The organism is Microbacterium ureisolvens, from assembly GCF_015278315.1.
Classification (GTDB): domain Bacteria; phylum Actinomycetota; class Actinomycetes; order Actinomycetales; family Microbacteriaceae; genus Microbacterium; species Microbacterium ureisolvens.
The window spans coordinates 136,296-151,615 of record NZ_JADIJE010000004.1 but is presented as its reverse complement, the minus strand read 5'-3'; the positions used below and the strand labels follow the sequence as shown (position 1 = coordinate 151,615).

Sequence of the window (15,320 nt, the reverse complement as noted above, 5' to 3'; positions counted from 1 at the left end):
TGTTCTACCGCACGATCGCGCGAACGGGCGCAGGCTCGCGGGCGCGTCGCAGATCGGGTCGCCGTGCGACTCAGACGGCCGAGGGCCGCAGCAGCACCTTGGTGGCGCGACGCTCGTCCATCGCAGCGTACGCCTCGGGGGTCTCCTGCAGCGGCAGCTCGAGGTCGAACACGCGGCCCGGCTGGATCTTTCCCGATCGCACGTCGGGAAGCAGCTCCTCGATGTAGCCGCGCACGGGCGCCACTCCCCCGTTGACACCCACGTTGCGGTTGAACATCTGGCGCACCGGCAGCTCGGGTCCGCCGTTGGGGACGCCGACGTAGCCGACCATGCCTCCGGGACGCGTGGAGCGCAGCGCCTGGTCCATCGACTCCTTCGTGCCGACGCACTCGAGCACGCGGTCGGCTCCGATCCCTCCGGTGAGAGCGCGCACCGCCTCGACGCCGGCGTCGCCGCGCTCCTCGACGATGTGCGTCGCACCGAAGTCGCGCGCGAGCGCCTGCCGCTGCGGGTGACGCGACATCGCGATGATCGTGGCGGCGCCCAGTCGCTTGGCGGCGATGATCGCGCACAGGCCGACCGCCCCGTCGCCGACGACCGCGACCGCGTCGCCGGGGCCCACGCCCGCCGAGAGCGCCGCGTGGTGGCCGGTGCCCATCACGTCGCTGAGGGTCAGCAGGCCCGGGATCTCGGCATCCGTCACCGGCCCCGGCACGACCGCCAGCGTGCCGTCGGCGAGCGGCACGCGCACGCGCTCACCCTGCCCGCCGTCGGCGAAGCCGCCGAAGCGGTCGTCGCTCCCCCACCAGCCGCCGTTCAGACACGAGGTGCTGACGCCGTTCCGGCAGTTGGCGCACGTCCCGTCGCACACGTAGAAGGGGGCGATGACGAAGTCGCCGGGCTTCACGTCGTGCACCTCGGCGCCGGCCTCCTCGACGACGCCGACGAACTCGTGGCCGATGCGGTGCGGCTCGTTCGTGGGGGTCACGCCGCGGTACGGCCAGAGGTCGGAGCCGCACACGCAGGCGGCGACGACGCGCACGATCGCGTCGCCGCCGGTGGACAGCACGGGATCGGGAACGGTCTCGACGCGGATGTCGCGGGCGGCGTGGATCACGGTGGCGAGCATGACTCGAGCCTAGGGCCGTGCGCGTCGGCCGGGCCGTCCTGCCACCATTGACCCATGTGGATCGGCTGGATCGAGTTCGACCTGCTCCTGGGCGACATCCGCTCGCTCAAGGAGAAGCGCAGCGTGCTGCGACCGCTCATCGCCGATCTGAGCCGCCGGACCGAGGCCGCGGCGGCCGAGGTGGGCGAGCACGACCTGCACCGTCGCGCTCGGATCGGCGTGTCGATCGTCGCGTCGGGATCGTCGCACGTGCGGGATGTGCTCGACAACGCCGAGCGACTCGTCGGGGATCACCCCGAGGTCACCATCCTCTCCACCCGCCGCGGGCTGCACTCGAGCGAGGACTGAGCCGCGAGTCGGCGTATGACCTGCCCGACCGGCGCGCCGGGGCACGGCCGGCCAGACCCGGCGGCGGCCGGGCTCAGCCGGCGACGGCGTGCCCGATGACCTCGTCGCCGCCGCCGAAGCGGATCGTGCGCCCGATCGTGGTGTCGTCGGCGATGGTCGCCGCGATCACCGCGGCGACATCGGCGCGAGAGATCTCGCCCCGACCGTCGGGGTCGATCTCGATGCGCCCGGTGGGCGGGTCGAGCGAGAGCGTTCCCGGACCCAGGATCGTCCAGTCCAGCGCACTCGCGGCCAGGTGCGCGTCGGCCGCCCATTTGGCGTCGGCGTACGGGAAGAACGAGTTCCCGGGGTCGATCCCGTGGTCGGCGCGAGATCCGATCCACGAGACCATGACGTAGCGCAGGACGCCCGCCGCGGCTGCGGCGTCCATAGAGCGCACCGCGGCGTCGCGATCGACGGCGTACGTGCGCGAAGGGTCGCCTCCTCCCGCGCCCGCCGACCACACGACGACGTCGTTGCCGGCGACGAGGTTGGTCAGCTGGTCGAGATCGAGGATCTCGACGTCCGCGACCACCGGCTGGGCGCCGGTGGCGGCGACCTCCGCCTCGTGCGCCGCGTTGCGGATCACCGCGGTCACGGTGTGCCCGTGGGCCGCCAGCAGCGGCTCGAGCAGCAGCGCGACCTTGCCGTGTCCGCCGAAGATCAGGATGCGGGCCATGGGGCTCCTTCCGTCGGACCCTCCACGCTACGCGGGCTCAGTGCGCGGCGCATCACGCGACGAGCGCGACGATGCCGGCGACGACGGATGCTGCAGCCAGCGCGAGCGCGATGCCGATGAGCACGCCGTGCACGACGAGGAAGCGGGTGGGCCGACCCTGCGCGTCCCGCGCTCGCGGGTCCTTCGCCACGCGGCGATAGAACGTCGGCCACACCAGGATGTTGAAGGCGGCGTTGAGGAAGAGCAGCACGGCGAGCAGCGTCGTCACGCGTCCGAGCCTATGCGCCCGCCTCCGGACCGCCCGCGCCCGGCGGTTGCGGCGACGCGGCGGGCGCGGCATCCGTCTCCCGCTCCGCACGGGCGAGCAGGCTGTGCCGCCGGCCCCACAGGAGGTAGAACGCCAGCACGACGGCGACCCACACCGCGAACCACGCGTAGGTCGACCAGCCGAGGCCGGTGATGAGGTACATGCAGGCGAGGATCGAGAGGATCGGCGTCACCGGGTAGCCCGGCACGCGGAAGGCGCGCGGCAGGTCGGGACGCGTGCGGCGCAGCACCATGACACCTACCGAGACCACGATGAACGCGACGAGTGTTCCCATGGACACGAGGTCCCACAGGCTCGACAGCGGGATGAAGCCTGCCAGCAGCGCGACCGCGATCGCGACGACCACGGTCGAGAACACGGGGGTGTGGGTGCGCGGGTCGACGCGGGCGAAGGCGCTCGGGAGCAGACCGTCGCGCCCGATCGAATAGAGGATGCGCGTCTGGCCGAACAGCGTCACCAGCGTCACCGAGAAGATAGAGATGACCGCTCCCGCCGCGAGCACCGTCGCCGGCCATTGCGCTCCCAGGACGTCGCCGAGGATCACCGACAGGCCCGCGCTCTGCTGCTCGGGGTCCTCGAAGTCGGTCCACGGCTGGGCACCGACAGCCGCGAGCGCGACGAACAGGTACACCGCGACAACCGTGGCGAGGGCGATGAGGATGGCCCGCGGCAGCGATCGCTGCGGGTCGCGCACCTCGTCGCCGGCCGTGGAGACGGCATCGAGTCCGATGAACGTGAAGAAGATCGTGCCTGCGGCGGCGGTGATGCCCGCGGCGCCGTGGGGTGCGAACTCGGCGAAGTTGTCGGCATGGAAGGCGGTGATGGCGATGGCGCCGAACATCAGGAGCACGCCCAGCTTGATGATGACCATCACGGTGTTGACGGTCGCCGACTCGCGCGTGCCGCGGATGAGGAGCAGGGCGCACATGCCCACCAGCACCACGGCGGGGAGGTTGACGATGCCGCCCTCCAGCGGTCCGGCAGACAGGGCATCGGGGATGTCCCACCCGAACAGATCGCCGACGAGCCGGTCGAGGTACCCGCTCCAGCCCGACGCGACGGCGGCAGTCGACACGCCGTACTCGAGCATGAGGCACGCGGCGACGCCCATCGCGACGATCTCGCCGAGCGTCACGTAGGCATAGGAGTAGGTCGATCCCGACACCGGGACCGCGGACGCCATCTCGGCGTAGCAGACCGCCGACAGGCCCGCCGCGATCGCGGCGATGAGGAACGACAGGAGCACCGCCGGTCCCGCCAGCGGCACCGCCTCGTGCATCACGAAGAAGACCCCGGTGCCGACGGTGGCGCCGACGCCCAGCATCGCGAGCTGGAACGTGCCGATGCCGCGGGTCAGCCCGCCGGGCGAGGCGGCCGGCGGGGTCACCGGCTTCCGCCGGAACAGCTCGCTGGCTGCGCTCATCCCTCGTCCTCCTCCGCGACGGCGACGGGAAGAGTCTAGGCGGCGCGCCGGCGCGGGCTCGGCTGGGGCTCAGGAGAACGCGGCGGCGTACTCCTCCGACGGCTCGATCGGCTCGATCACGTCGACGAGGATGCCGCCCGGCGCGACGAGGATGAAGTGGCGCTGCCCGAAGGGCTCGTCGCGCAGCGCCAGGGCGCACTCGAGGCCGGCCTCTTCGACGAGCCGACGGTACGCGGCGCGCGCGTCGTCGACCTCCACGTTGAGGAGGATCCCGCCGGCTGATCGGCCGAATCCGTCGGGGATCGTCTCGTGGTCATGGGCGAGGAAGGCCAGCTCCGCGCCGTCGCGCACGAGACTGACGTACCAATCCGCCGCGAACGTCTCGTCGAAGCCGAGATGGTCGCGGAAGAATCGCGCGGCGGCTGCGGCATCCGTCGTCATCACGACCGGGTAGAAGCTCGTCATGGTCTCCATCGCCTGCTCCTTTACGTACACTGTGTTCGTAAGTCACGATACATACACGACGTACGTAAAGGAAGAGCGATGCCCCGAGCCAGCGCCGCCGATGCCGCCGAGACCGCGCGCCGCGTGCGCGAAGTAGCCGGCGAACGCTTCGCGGCCGAGGGCTTCGGCACCGCGTCCGTCGACGACATCGCCCGCCGCGCCGGCGTGACGCGGGGGGCGGTGTACCACCACTACGACGGCAAGCTCGGGCTCTTCCGCGCCGTCGTCGAGAGCCTCCAGTCCGAGATCGCGGCGCGGGTCGTCGCCGAGGCGGAGAAGCAGACGGATGCCGCCGCCCAGCTTCGCGCCGGCAGCCACGCGTTCCTCGACGCGATCACCGACGACCGCGCCGCACGGGTGCTGCTCGTCGACGCTCCCGCGGCACTGGGCTGGCCGCAGTGGCGTGAACTCGATGCGGCGGCGTCGGGGCGCGAGCTGCGAGAGGCGATCGTCGCGCTGGGCACCGTGGCGCCGGAGCTCGTCGATGCGCTGACCGCCCAGCTCAGCGGCGCGATGAACGAGGCGGCGCTGTGGCTGGCCGACCGTCCGGGAGATGAGCGGGCGCGCGCGGCGGCCCACGCCGCACTCGATCTGGTGCTCGACCCGATCGCGCAGCGCTGACGGGCTCAGGCCGCTTCGAGGACCTTCCCCTCGCCGACGATCGCCCGCACGGCGTCGCGCCCGGCGCGGTTGGCGCCGACGGTCGACTGCGACGGGCCGTAGCCGATGAGGAAGAGTCGCGGCTCGTCCAGCGACCGCCCGTTGGCGACACGGAAGCCGCCCTCGGGCGTGCGCAGGTGCAGCGGCGCGAGATGGTCGAGCGCCGGGCGGAACCCCGTGGCCCACAGGATCGCGTCGGCGGGCTCGAACGTGCCGTCGGGCATCCGGACGCCGTCCTCCTCGATGGCGGAGAACATCGGATGCCGCACCAGGACGCCGCGCGCCTGCGCAGCCCGCGCCCACGGCGTCCAGTGCATGCCCGTGACCGAGATCACGCTGCCCGGCGGCAGGCCGCGGCGGACGCGGTCTTCCACCCCGGCGATCGCGGCGACCCGGGCCGGGATGTCGAAGTCGTCCTCGATCCACTCCGGCTCCCGCCGGGTGACCCAGAACGTGTCGGCGACGTGCGAGATCTCGTCGAGCAGCTGGACCCCCGAGACCCCGGCCCCGACGATGACGACGCGCTCGCCGCGGAATTCGTCGGCAGAGGTGTAGTCGCCGACGTGCAGCTGTCGTCCGCCGAAGCGCTCCTGCCCCGGATAGCGCGGCCAGAACGGGCGCGTCCACGTGCCGGTGGCGTTGATCACGAACCGCGCCGCCCATGTTCCGCGGTCGGTCTCGACGAGCAGACGGCCGGCGGGGTCGTCGTCGGCGCGGCGCACGGACCTGACGCTCACGGGGCGCACGACGTCGAGGGCGAAGCGCTCCTCGTATTCGGCGAAGTACGCCGGCAGGACGTCGCGGCTCGCGGCGGCAGGGTCGGCCGGGGGTACCGCGAACCCGGGCAGCTCGTGGATGCCGTTGACCGTGGCCATGCGCAGCGACGCCCAGCGATGCTGCCACGCGCCGCCGGGCCGGGCGTTGGCATCCAGCACCACGAACGTCTGCTCGGCGCCGTCGGCGCGATCCAGCGGCACGAAGCCGCGCCGCTGCAGGTGGTACGCGGCGGAGAGCCCGGCCTGTCCCGCGCCGATCACGACGACGTCGACGGGTGCGGGATCCATGTCCGCCACAACGCCCTCCGGCCCGCGGTGATTCCCGCAAACCGGAGGGCGCCGGTGGAGTCAGTTGAGCGCGCGCGTGCTCGGCGGGATGACGCCGTCGCCGTACAGGTCCCCGGCGAGATCCTGCAACGCGGTGAGCGCGACTCGCTGGGTCATCGGACCGTACGAGATCCGGGCCACACCGAGCGCCTCGTACTCGGCGGCCGAGAGCGCGCCCGGCAAGCCGATGACGCTGACCTTGCGCTCGCCGATCCCCTCGACCAGTTGCCGGGTCACGTCGGCGTCCAGGATGCCCGGCACGAACACCAGGTCGGCGCCGGCGTCGAGGAAGGCGCGGCCGCGCTCGATCGCATCGGCGACGGACTCCTCGACAGGGCGGCCTCCGCCGCGCACGAAGGCGTCGGTGCGGGCGTTGAGCACGAACGGCACGCCCTCGGCCTGGCCGGCGGCGACGATCGCCTCGACGGCGGCCACGGCCTCGTCGAGCGGGCGCAGCCTGTCCTCGACGTTGGCGCCGACCACGCCCTTGCCGATCGCCCGACGCGTGGTCTCGCCGGCATCGCCGTAGCCGTCGTCGAGATCGGTCGTCACGGGCAGGTCGCCCGCCGCCTCGACGATGCGGCCCACCATGTCGAGGGTGGTCTCGAGGGGGATCTCGCCGTCGGGGTATCCGAAGGTCGCCGCGATCGAGTGCCCCGCGGTCGCGATGGCGCGCGTCTCGGGGAGCGCCGCGACGGCCCGGGCCGACACCGCGTCCCACACGTTGACGACGCGGAGGATCTCGGGCGCGGCGTGCAGGCGGGCGAGGGTCTGTGCTTTCTCAGCCTGAGTGGTCATGGATGTCACGCTAGCGGCGCCACGGGTGCCGCGGGCCGGTCACGACGGATCGATCTCGCCGTCGAGATACCACCAGCGCCCGCCCTGCCGCACGAAGCGGCTGCGCTCGCGCAGGACGCCGCGATGCGCTCCCTCGCGCCAGGAGGCCTGGAACTCGACGATCCCGCGCGAGTCGTCGACGCCGCCGGCCTCGACGCCGGAGATCTCGAGTCCGGTCCAGCGCTGCGCGGGATCCAGCGTCAGCTCCTCGGGGCGGGTCCCGGGATGCCAGGTCTCCGCAAGATAGTGCGCGTCGCCCACCACGAACGCCGCGTAGCGGGAGCGCATCAGCTTCTCGGCGGTCGGCGCCGGCGTTCCCCGCAGCGCGGGGGCGCAGCATCCGTCGAAGCGATCCCCGCTCCCGCACGGACACGGATCGCCGTCGCCCACGCGTGTGAAACCCTCCGGGACGGCACGGGACGCCGCAGCCCCGAACGACACGTCAGGCGCCGGCCTTCTCGGCGCATGACACGCAGCGGGTCGCGAACGGGCGCACGCGCAGGCGCGCGATGGGGATGCCGCGGCCGCAGTCGACGCACACCCCGTAGGTGCCCGCCTCCCAGCGCTTGACCGCCTCGTCGATCTCGGCGATCTCGCGGCGCGCCGCCTCCTCGAGCCCGACGGCGCGCGCCCACTCCCCCGACAGCGTGACGCCCTCGGGGTCGTGCTCGTCGTCGGCGACGTCGGATCCACGGTCGGCACGCAGTTCGGCGAGCGTCTCGTCCATCGCGGCGATTCGCGCCGTGGCGGCGTCGTGCAGCTCGTCAAGGAGCGCTCGAAGCTCGATCCGGCTCGCGGCGGAGGTCATCGCACGAGACTACGCCCGGATGCCGCGCCGCGGCCGCAGCCGTGCCGCATCAGTCCGAGACCTCCACGGTGAAGGTGACGTCCTGGATGCCACCGTCCTCTTTCGACAGCACCACCGTCGTCGTGCCCGCGGCGAGCCCCTCGACACCGGGATTGTAAGTGGTGCCGCCTTCTTCACGGCCCGGGGTGAAGGACGCGACTGCGGGGTCCTCGACGACACCGCTGTAGCTGCTCGGGGCGAGATCGCCCGTGTCGATGTCGAGCACCTGCCCGACCTGCAGCTCGACCGTGGCGCCCTGCAGGTCGCCGACGTCGCGGACGACGGGCGCGACGACCGGGTCGCTGGACGCGCAGGCCGTGAGCGCGGCGAGGCACGCGACGACGAGGAGCGCGGCGGCCGGTCTGACGAGGATCATGCCGCCATGATGGCACCACAGCGATCGCACGGCCAGCATGCGGCGGACATGTGGTCAGACCATAAGGATCTCCCAGGTCGCGTTGGGAACCTGGATTCATCGCACCACCGGGAACCCGAGCCCGGTACCGCGAATCTCGAAGCGGCGACGCGTCGCCCGGGACCACCCCTCGTGCCCGACCCGGAGGGCACGAGGGGCGGTCTCAACGACCCGCCCGGAGCCGGCGATCCGAAACCCCCCGGACGTGATCGCCGGCTTCTTCCGTGTCGGCGCTGTGGATAAGTCCGTCAGCCGGCGACCGACACCGGTTAGCGTGGGCGCGTGAGGACTCGGGTGGCCGCCGCGACGCTCAGCGCCGCGATGCTCCTCGTCCTGGTGGGCTGCACTCCTCCCGCCCCCGTCGACCCGACCCCGACACCGACGTCGGCGTTCGCGACGGAGGAAGAGGCGTTCGCGGCGGCTGAGGAGACGTACCGCGCTTATGTCGATGCGGTGAATGCACGCCGAGAGGACTCGAGGTCCTCGCCGACGCCGACCGACTTCCTGATCGGCGATGCCCTCGAGACGGACATCGAGACTGAGAATCTGAAGGCTGCGGAAGGCCTGACGATCGTGGGTGCCAGCGTGGTGACAGCGATCGAGCGCATAAGTTGGGCAGCTGACGACGGCGAGGCGAAGCTCGCGGTGTGCATGGATTCCAGTGGTACAAGAGTCCTCGACAACACCGGCGCTGACGTGACTCCGGCGGACCGCCAGGAGAACTACGCATTGACGGTCGAGCTCGAAGTTGTCGGTGATGCGCTTCTAATCGCGTCGACCCAACAGGCCGCGGACACATCGTGCTAGCCGCGATCGTGATCGCGGCGACGCTCTTGGCGCCACCCCAGATTGGAGCCACTTCACGGGAGTGCTCATTTGAGTTGCAGGAACTGGGGCGCTGCCCTACCACCGTCAACGAAGGCACCCATGTCGAAGTTTCAGCCACCGACACGCAGAAGGGCGGAGCTTCTCTGCGCCAGCCCAACACCAGCCCCAGCGCATCCGCACCCGCCCAGCCTTCCCCGCCCCGCGACTGCGGCATCCTGAACCGCTGCAACGACTACGCCGTCGCCCTGCCGCCGGATCTGACCCTCGAAGACCTCGCGTCCTTCCGGCCGGCGCCGCCGACGCTCGGCGGCGAGCCGGCGGGCTTCGGCGTCGTGGGCATGCCGACTAACCTCTTGGCGACGGCATCCGAGCAGCGCATGCCGGGCACGGTGCTCGGCTGGGACCTCACCGTGCGCTTCGTGCCGACCGCCTTCGTCTTCGACAACGGTGACGGCACCACGACGCGCGCGGCCTCCGGCGGAGCATCCTGGGCGAGCCTCGGTCAGGGGCAGTTCACGCCGACCGCCACGAGCCACGTCTACCAGGCGCGCGGAACGTATGCCGTCGGGGTCACCGTCGAGTACGCGGCATCCGTCGACTTCGGAAGCGGCACGTGGCGCACCGTCCCCGGCGTGGTCCGCGCTCAGGGCGGCGGCTACGACGTGCGCGTGGTCGAGGTGCGCACGGCGCTCGTGGACCGCACCTGCGTCGAGGATCCCGCGGGCCCCGGCTGCTGAGCGGGCCCCATCACGGCCCGGCGCACGCGGTGGATCAGTCGCACGCCGGTGCGCAGCGGCAGCCCGACGATGTAGGCGGCCGTGCCCGCGGCGGACGTGTCGCTGCGTCCCAGCGCGATCCTGCGCTCCCACGCGTCCCGCAGGGCGCCGCCGCGACGGGGGAAGGCCGCGCGCGCGGGCAGTTCGCCCGCTGATCGCTGCGCCAGGAGCTCCTCCACCGCTTCGACCCAGTCATCGGCCTCCGGAGCGTGGAAGTAGTTGTCGTCGAGCCACTCCGGATCCGGATGCCGGAACCGCCGCGCCACGACGTCGTCTTCGCCGGCGAGGAGGTCGGCGTCGGCGAGGGTCTCGTTGATGAGCTGCGGCGACACCCCGAAGGTGTCCAGAGCGATGACCGGGATGCCCGCCGCGATCGCCTCGATCGCCGCGGTGGAGCTCACGGTGACGAGGCCTTCCGCGCCCGCGAGCGCGGCCCGCATGGAGCCCGCCGAGGTGACGAGATTCGGCGGCAGCGGGCCGAGCGAGGCGAGCAGCTCGGGGTATCCGTCCTCCTCGGCGTGGGTCTGGTGCTCCCCCGACGCAGCTCGCAGCTTGACGACGACCCGCCGGGACGGGTCGGCCTGGGCGGCACGGACGAGGAGCTGTGCGACGCGCAGCCGGTCCTCGCGCTCGGCGGGCACCTTCGCCTGGGTCGCGAAGACCAGATCGCTCCGAGCAGGCCCGTCCTCGCGAACCTCGGCCGAGACCCCGCCGGCGACCCTCGCGCCGCGCGCGAACGGCAGCGTCGCGAGCGCGTACCGGTGGGCGTAGCCCGTGCGCGCCGACAGCGCGCCGAACTCGCGCACCTCCCGCCGCGAGTGCACGACGAAGAGGTCGGACTGCAGCCGGTAGACCACGGCCTTGCGCGTCGCCGGGATCGAGATGCCCGGCAGCCCGGTGACGACGACGGGCCGCCGCTCGAGCGCGGCGAGGTCGCGCGCCAGCACCCGCACGAGCGGTCCGCGCGCGCCGATGACGACGGCGTCGGGTCGCAGGTCGGCGAGCTGCGCGGCGAGTCCGCCGTAGCTCACGCGCGCCACCCGATCGCGGGGAAGGCCGCTGCCGCTGAGCGCCGCGGCCAACTGGGCGTCGCTGACCACGAGCGGGGTCTCGAGCACCAGGAGCGAGGCATCCCATCGCTCCCCCACCCCGCCGACGAGCGCCGCCGCCCACTTCACGTAGGAGTCCGTGTCGGCGATCGCGACGACCCGCGGGCGCGCACCCTCCTGCGGCGCGGGCCTCACGCGGGGACGCGGCGGAGCTTCGCCATCGGCGCGAGCTCCCCGGGGTACACGCGCTTGACACCGTCGCCGAGAGCGGCCTCGATCACGCGGATGTCGCGCACGAGGTGCTGCAGGCCCGCGGGCTCGAGCGAGGCCGCGTGGTCGGAGCCCCACATCGTTCGGTCCAGGGTGATGTGCCGCTCGACGGCGACCGCGCCGAGGGCGACCGCGGCGAGCGAGATCTGCAGACCGCGCTCGTGCCCCGAGTATCCGACGGGCACGCCCGGGAACCGCTCACGCAGCGCGGGGATCATGCGGAGGTTCGCCTCCTCCGGCTCCATCGGATACGTCGAGGTCGCGTGCATGAGCACGAGCCGGTCGGTGCCGAGGATCTGGATGGCGGCGTCGATCTGCTCGATCGTCGACATGCCGGTGGAGAGGATGACGGGCTTGCCGGTGTCGCGGAGCGCCTCGAGCAGCTCGACGTCGGTGAGCGAGGCCGACGCGACCTTGTGCGCGGCCACACCGAGGTCCTCGAGGAAGGCGACGCTCGGCACGTCCCACGGCGACGCGAACCACTCGAGGCCGCGCAGCAGGGCGTGGTCCGAGATCTCGATGTACTGCTCGCGGTCGAACTCGACGCGGCGGCGGTAGTCGAGGTACGACATCCGTCCCCACGGGGTGTCACGCGGCATGTCGCGCATGTGCTCGGGGGTGGCGATCTCGGGGGTCCGCTTCTGGAACTTCACCGCGTCCGCGCCGGCATCGGCGGCGACGTCGATGAGCCGCTTGGCGATGTCGACGTCGCCGTTGTGGTTCAGCCCGATCTCGGCGATGACGTACGCGGGGCGTCCGCCCCCGACGACGCGGGATCCGATGGTGACGGTCATGAGGCCTCCAGTGGTGCGGTGGGGTGATCGGATGCTTCGTCCCGGGCGGGCCGACCGCGCCCCTTGCGGGAGCCTTCGGTCGAGGCTGTGGCGTCGCGCGCCGCCAGCACGCGCTCGGCGAGGTCGCGCACGGCGCCCGCGCCCCCGGGGCGGTCGAGCACGACGCGGGCGGCGGAGAGGACGAGAGGATGGGAGCCGGGAACGGCGACCGGCCAGCCGACGAGGTCGAGGCAGCCGAGGTCGTTGACGTCGTTGCCGAGATACGCGATCCGCGACAGCGGGATGCCGCGCTCGGCGGCCCAGTCCCGCAGCACGGCGGCCTTGTCAGAGGCGGACTGGCGCACCTCGACGCCGAGCTTGCGGGCGCGCGCGGCGACCACCGGGTTCGCCTCGGTGGAGAGGATGAGGAACGGGATGCCGGCGGCCCGCAGCAGTGAGACCCCCATGCCGTCGGCGCGGCTCACGGTGACGGATTCGACGCCGTCCTGGTCGACGCGCACGGTGTCGTCGGTGTGGACCCCGTCGAAGTCGGTGACGACCGCATCGACCGGGACGGACGACGCGCGCACGCCGTGGGATTCGGCGAGCGTCGCGATCCGGCGGGCGAGCTCGAGCTCGTCAGGGGTGTCGATCTCCATCGCCGTCCGCGGGTCGACCTCCGCGATGCCGATGCTGCCGAAGAAGCGGTGCCGGGTCGCGCGGAAGCCGGCGGTGCGCATGACGTAGAAGGCGCCGGTCTCGAGGTAGTGCGGCTCGCGATCCTGGCGACGTGGGCGCACCGCGACGTCGTGGTTGACGGCGTCGGCGGCGCCGCCGGCGCCCTTCTCCCACAGAAAGCCGTAGGTCTCGACCGCGGAGAAGACGCTGTCGCGCCGGCGCGAACGGACGAGCTGCACCGCGCCGCGGAGCGCGTCGACGTCGATGAAGGGCGAGGTCGCCTGCAGGAACACGACGACCCCCACCTCGACCTCGCGCTCTTCGAGCACCGCGAGGGCGTGCAGCAGCGCGCTCTCGGAGCTCGCCTCGTCGCCGGCGAGCTCGGCGGGTCGCTCGACGACCTCGGCGCCCCACTCGGCGGCGACGGCGGCGATGTCGCCGTCGTCGGTGGTGACCACGACGCGGTCGATCGCGGGGCAGCGCCGCGCGGCCGAGACGGCGCGCGCCACGAGCGGCACGCCGCCGACGCGCTGCAGGTTCTTGCGCACGACCCCCTTGGAGCCGCCGCGCGCGGGGATGATGGCCACGACCTCGCTCATGCCGCGGTCCTCCGCGCCGCGCTGCGAGGACGCCCCGTGTGCACGAGCACCTCGGACCCCGACAGCACGAGCGGCAGCGTCGTGGTCGTGCTCGACGGCAGCGTGTGCACATCCAGCGGCCCCGCGGCACCGGCGAGCACGAGCTCGACCGGCAGCCCGGTGGCGTGGATGCGGAGGCCGGGCACCGTGGCGACGGCGTCCAGCTGCTCGGCCGTCTCACGACGATGCGGGAGATAGACCGCGCCGCCGGCCGCGGCATCCCGCACCCATCGCAGGTAGTCGACCAGCATCATGCGACCGTCGACGGGCAGCGCGCTGCCCAGGACGATCCTCCGCCCCAGCTCGGGCGCCGCGGGCGCGGTCGCACGTGTCCACGAGAAGTCGTGACGACGGATGCCGAACCCGTGGTCCGCGAGGGCGTCGACGCGGTCGGTCCCGAGGTCGAACGCCGTGAAGATCGCGGCGCGTCGTGACGCGGCACGACGGTGCACCAGCTCCCCGGCGAACGGCGCGACCGCGGTGGTGAGCCCGCGCTCCTCGATGCCCGGCCGCGCGTACGGGCGGCGTCCGAGGAGCGTGTCGGCGTAGGCGACGGCCTGGGCGCCGTCGTCGAGGAACGTGAGGCGGTGCGGCCTCAGCACGGCCGCGGCCAGCCGGAACTGCCCCGAGAACCCGTCGCCCACGAGCCAGTGGCCGTGCCGCGACAGCAGGCTCCACGGGATCCCGAGGTACGGCGCCAGCTCCCCGAAGCGCGCACCGCGGGCCAGCAGCTCGTCGGCCGTCGCAGAGATCTGCGGCGTGAGCCGGCCCGCCACCGGCACAGTGGTGCCGTGCGCCGCCGACCACTCGGCGGCGCCGAGGAGCTGCAGCGGCGATTCGACCCACGCCAGCGCGCTTTCGCGGCCCATGGCGCCTCCTCTCGCGACAGCGCCCCGGCGGGGCTCAGGACTGTCTCCCCACGGTGGGCGCGCGACGTGAACGCCCCGGGTGCCGACGGGCGACCGGGGTCGGTCCGGCAGGTGAACGACCGGTGACTCGGGCAGCGCCCTCGCCCCACGGGCGTCGGCGCCGCGTGCCAGGATGAACGCGTGACCGACCGCCTCATGCTGCTCGACTCCGCGTCCCTGTACTTCCGCGCGTTCTACGGCGTCCCCGACACGGTGCGCGCGCCCGACGGCACACCGGTCAACGCGGTCCGGGGCTTCCTCGACATCATCACGAAGCTCGTCACGACCTACCGGCCCACCCACCTCGTCGCGTGTTGGGACGACGACTGGCGCCCCCAGTGGCGCGTCGACCTCATCCCCACTTACAAGACCCACCGGGTGGCGGAGGTCGTCGCGAGCGGCCCCGACATCGAAGAGGTGCCCGACCCCCTCGAGGTGCAGGTGCCGGTGATCCGGGAGGTGCTCGACACCCTCGGCATCCGCATCGTCGGCGCGGCCGCGCACGAGGCCGACGACGTCATCGGCACGCTCGCCACGACGGCGACGATGCCCGTCGACATCGTGACCGGAGATCGCGACCTGTTCCAGCTGGTCGACGACGCGCGAGAGGTGCGGGTCGTGTACACGGCGCGGGGCATGAGCAACCTCGAGGTGCTCACCGACGCCGAGGTCGTGGCCAAGTACGGCATCCTGCCGTCGCAGTACGCGGACTTCGCGACGCTCCGCGGCGACTCCTCGGACGGCCTCCCCGGCGTCGCCGGGATCGGCGAGAAGACGGCCGCGGGGCTGCTCGCGACCCACGGCGACCTCGACGGCATCGTCGCGGCGGCCGAGCGCGGCGAGGGCATGGCCGCCGGCGTCCGCGCGAAGGTGCTCGCAGGCCTCCCCTATCTCGCGGTCGCCCCGCAGGTGGTGGCCGTCGTGCGCGACCTCTCGCTGGAGGTGCCCGACCCGCGCCTGCGACCGCTGGATGAACAGCAGAAGACGGATGCCGCGGCCTTGGCCGAGCGGTGGGCGCTGGGCGCCGCGATGACACGGATCATGGACGCGCTCGACACGGTCTGACCCGGCCCCGTCACCTCTTCGGA

The 15,320-nt window shown here is 72.6% G+C and carries 19 protein-coding genes; 5 read left to right on the top strand and 14 right to left on the bottom strand.

All coding sequences use genetic code 11. The annotated features are described in order from the left end of the window. Window positions 1-70 precede the first annotated feature (70 nt). On the bottom strand, window positions 71-1,129 hold the full coding sequence (locus tag IM767_RS08035; protein WP_109209311.1) for a zinc-dependent alcohol dehydrogenase family protein: 1,059 nt from the start codon (window positions 1,127-1,129) through the stop codon (window positions 71-73). 54 nt (window positions 1,130-1,183) lie between these two features. On the opposite strand from IM767_RS08035, the gene IM767_RS08030 reads away from it, so the two are divergent. Further along, window positions 1,184-1,477, top strand: a complete 294-nt coding sequence (locus tag IM767_RS08030; RefSeq protein WP_109209310.1) for a DUF503 domain-containing protein — start codon at window positions 1,184-1,186, stop codon at window positions 1,475-1,477. A 73-nt stretch (window positions 1,478-1,550) separates the two neighbouring features. On the opposite strand, the gene IM767_RS08025 is transcribed toward IM767_RS08030, so the two are convergent. From IM767_RS08025 to IM767_RS08010, 4 genes are all read right to left on the bottom strand, one after another. Further along, window positions 1,551-2,195 carry an NAD(P)H-binding protein gene (locus tag IM767_RS08025; protein WP_109209309.1) on the bottom strand — a complete coding sequence of 215 codons (645 nt, stop codon included), beginning with the start codon at window positions 2,193-2,195 and terminating at the stop codon, window positions 1,551-1,553. A 52-nt stretch (window positions 2,196-2,247) separates the two neighbouring features. Next, complete coding sequence (locus IM767_RS08020; RefSeq protein ID WP_109209308.1) at window positions 2,248-2,463, bottom strand: SCO4848 family membrane protein; 216 nt, start codon at window positions 2,461-2,463, stop codon at window positions 2,248-2,250. A gap of 10 nt (window positions 2,464-2,473) precedes the next feature. Beyond that, entirely contained in the window at window positions 2,474-3,946 is a 1,473-nt protein-coding gene (locus tag IM767_RS08015; RefSeq protein WP_109209307.1) for an APC family permease, read from the bottom strand. A 69-nt stretch (window positions 3,947-4,015) separates the two neighbouring features. Further along, window positions 4,016-4,420, bottom strand: a complete 405-nt coding sequence (locus tag IM767_RS08010; protein WP_109209306.1) for a VOC family protein — start codon at window positions 4,418-4,420, stop codon at window positions 4,016-4,018. 69 nt (window positions 4,421-4,489) lie between these two features. On the opposite strand from IM767_RS08010, the gene IM767_RS08005 reads away from it, so the two are divergent. Continuing rightward, window positions 4,490-5,071: a TetR/AcrR family transcriptional regulator gene (locus IM767_RS08005; protein ID WP_109209305.1), complete on the top strand. Its 582-nt coding sequence runs from the start codon at window positions 4,490-4,492 to the stop codon at window positions 5,069-5,071. A gap of 5 nt (window positions 5,072-5,076) precedes the next feature. On the opposite strand, the gene IM767_RS08000 is transcribed toward IM767_RS08005, so the two are convergent. The 5 genes from IM767_RS08000 to IM767_RS07980 all read right to left on the bottom strand — a co-directional run bounded on the left by IM767_RS08000 (window position 5,077) and on the right by IM767_RS07980 (window position 8,273). Continuing rightward, a complete protein-coding gene (locus tag IM767_RS08000) occupies window positions 5,077-6,174 on the bottom strand; it encodes an NAD(P)-binding domain-containing protein (protein ID WP_109209506.1) in 1,098 nt (365 codons plus the stop codon). Between the two features lie 60 nt (window positions 6,175-6,234). Then, on the bottom strand, window positions 6,235-7,011 hold the full coding sequence (locus IM767_RS07995) for an isocitrate lyase/PEP mutase family protein (protein ID WP_109209304.1): 777 nt from the start codon (window positions 7,009-7,011) through the stop codon (window positions 6,235-6,237). Window positions 7,012-7,050: 39 nt separating this feature from the next. Continuing rightward, window positions 7,051-7,338, bottom strand: a complete 288-nt coding sequence (locus IM767_RS07990; RefSeq protein ID WP_162564219.1) for a YchJ family protein — start codon at window positions 7,336-7,338, stop codon at window positions 7,051-7,053. 154 nt (window positions 7,339-7,492) lie between these two features. Continuing rightward, complete coding sequence (locus IM767_RS07985; protein WP_109209302.1) at window positions 7,493-7,858, bottom strand: TraR/DksA family transcriptional regulator; 366 nt, start codon at window positions 7,856-7,858, stop codon at window positions 7,493-7,495. Between the two features lie 49 nt (window positions 7,859-7,907). After that, window positions 7,908-8,273, bottom strand: coding sequence for a hypothetical protein (locus IM767_RS07980; protein WP_109209301.1), 366 nt, complete (start codon window positions 8,271-8,273; stop codon window positions 7,908-7,910). 333 nt (window positions 8,274-8,606) lie between these two features. Between IM767_RS07980 and IM767_RS07975 the strand changes: the two genes are divergently transcribed. Continuing rightward, window positions 8,607-9,119: a hypothetical protein gene (locus IM767_RS07975; RefSeq protein WP_109209300.1), complete on the top strand. Its 513-nt coding sequence runs from the start codon at window positions 8,607-8,609 to the stop codon at window positions 9,117-9,119. A gap of 74 nt (window positions 9,120-9,193) precedes the next feature. Further along, window positions 9,194-9,877 carry a hypothetical protein gene (locus tag IM767_RS07970; protein WP_109209299.1) on the top strand — a complete coding sequence of 228 codons (684 nt, stop codon included), beginning with the start codon at window positions 9,194-9,196 and terminating at the stop codon, window positions 9,875-9,877. Here IM767_RS07970 and IM767_RS07965 read toward each other — a convergent pair. The 4 genes from IM767_RS07965 to IM767_RS07950 are packed head-to-tail and all read right to left on the bottom strand — an operon-like array spanning window position 9,796 to window position 14,193. Then, window positions 9,796-11,160 (bottom strand): DUF6716 putative glycosyltransferase, encoded by a 1,365-nt coding sequence (locus IM767_RS07965; protein WP_109209298.1) that lies wholly within the window; start codon window positions 11,158-11,160, stop codon window positions 9,796-9,798. The two genes, IM767_RS07970 and IM767_RS07965, sit on opposite strands and share 82 nt — an antisense overlap. Next, window positions 11,157-12,029, bottom strand: coding sequence for an N-acetylneuraminate synthase family protein (locus IM767_RS07960; protein ID WP_109209297.1), 873 nt, complete (start codon window positions 12,027-12,029; stop codon window positions 11,157-11,159). The genes IM767_RS07965 and IM767_RS07960 overlap by 4 nt, the downstream gene beginning before the upstream one ends. After that, window positions 12,026-13,285, bottom strand: coding sequence for an acylneuraminate cytidylyltransferase (locus tag IM767_RS07955; protein ID WP_109209296.1), 1,260 nt, complete (start codon window positions 13,283-13,285; stop codon window positions 12,026-12,028). The genes IM767_RS07960 and IM767_RS07955 overlap by 4 nt, the downstream gene beginning before the upstream one ends. Beyond that, window positions 13,282-14,193 carry a hypothetical protein gene (locus IM767_RS07950; protein ID WP_109209295.1) on the bottom strand — a complete coding sequence of 304 codons (912 nt, stop codon included), beginning with the start codon at window positions 14,191-14,193 and terminating at the stop codon, window positions 13,282-13,284. The genes IM767_RS07955 and IM767_RS07950 overlap by 4 nt, the downstream gene beginning before the upstream one ends. A gap of 180 nt (window positions 14,194-14,373) precedes the next feature. Here IM767_RS07950 and IM767_RS07945 point away from each other — a divergent pair, with 180 nt between their 5' ends. Continuing rightward, complete coding sequence (locus IM767_RS07945) at window positions 14,374-15,297, top strand: 5'-3' exonuclease (protein ID WP_109209294.1); 924 nt, start codon at window positions 14,374-14,376, stop codon at window positions 15,295-15,297. Window positions 15,298-15,320: the final 23 nt, after the last annotated feature.

Bases quoted from the DNA above. Each gene is read 5' to 3' on its own strand.
- IM767_RS08035 (WP_109209311.1), bottom strand. From the start codon at position 1,129: ATGCTCGCCACCGTGATCCACGCCGCCCGCGACATCCGCGTCGAGACC.
- IM767_RS08030 (WP_109209310.1), top strand. From the start codon at position 1,184: ATGTGGATCGGCTGGATCGAGTTCGACCTGCTCCTGGGCGACATCCGC.
- IM767_RS08025 (WP_109209309.1), bottom strand. From the start codon at position 2,195: ATGGCCCGCATCCTGATCTTCGGCGGACACGGCAAGGTCGCGCTGCTG.
- IM767_RS08015 (WP_109209307.1), bottom strand. From the start codon at position 3,946: ATGAGCGCAGCCAGCGAGCTGTTCCGGCGGAAGCCGGTGACCCCGCCG.
- IM767_RS08010 (WP_109209306.1), bottom strand. From the start codon at position 4,420: ATGGAGACCATGACGAGCTTCTACCCGGTCGTGATGACGACGGATGCC.
- IM767_RS08005 (WP_109209305.1), top strand. From the start codon at position 4,490: ATGCCCCGAGCCAGCGCCGCCGATGCCGCCGAGACCGCGCGCCGCGTG.
- IM767_RS08000 (WP_109209506.1), bottom strand. From the start codon at position 6,174: ATGGATCCCGCACCCGTCGACGTCGTCGTGATCGGCGCGGGACAGGCC.
- IM767_RS07995 (WP_109209304.1), bottom strand. From the start codon at position 7,011: ATGACCACTCAGGCTGAGAAAGCACAGACCCTCGCCCGCCTGCACGCC.
- IM767_RS07990 (WP_162564219.1), bottom strand. From the start codon at position 7,338: ATGCGCTCCCGCTACGCGGCGTTCGTGGTGGGCGACGCGCACTATCTT.
- IM767_RS07985 (WP_109209302.1), bottom strand. From the start codon at position 7,858: ATGACCTCCGCCGCGAGCCGGATCGAGCTTCGAGCGCTCCTTGACGAG.
- IM767_RS07980 (WP_109209301.1), bottom strand. From the start codon at position 8,273: ATGATCCTCGTCAGACCGGCCGCCGCGCTCCTCGTCGTCGCGTGCCTC.
- IM767_RS07960 (WP_109209297.1), bottom strand. From the start codon at position 12,029: ATGACCGTCACCATCGGATCCCGCGTCGTCGGGGGCGGACGCCCCGCG.
- IM767_RS07955 (WP_109209296.1), bottom strand. From the start codon at position 13,285: ATGAGCGAGGTCGTGGCCATCATCCCCGCGCGCGGCGGCTCCAAGGGG.
- IM767_RS07950 (WP_109209295.1), bottom strand. From the start codon at position 14,193: ATGGGCCGCGAAAGCGCGCTGGCGTGGGTCGAATCGCCGCTGCAGCTC.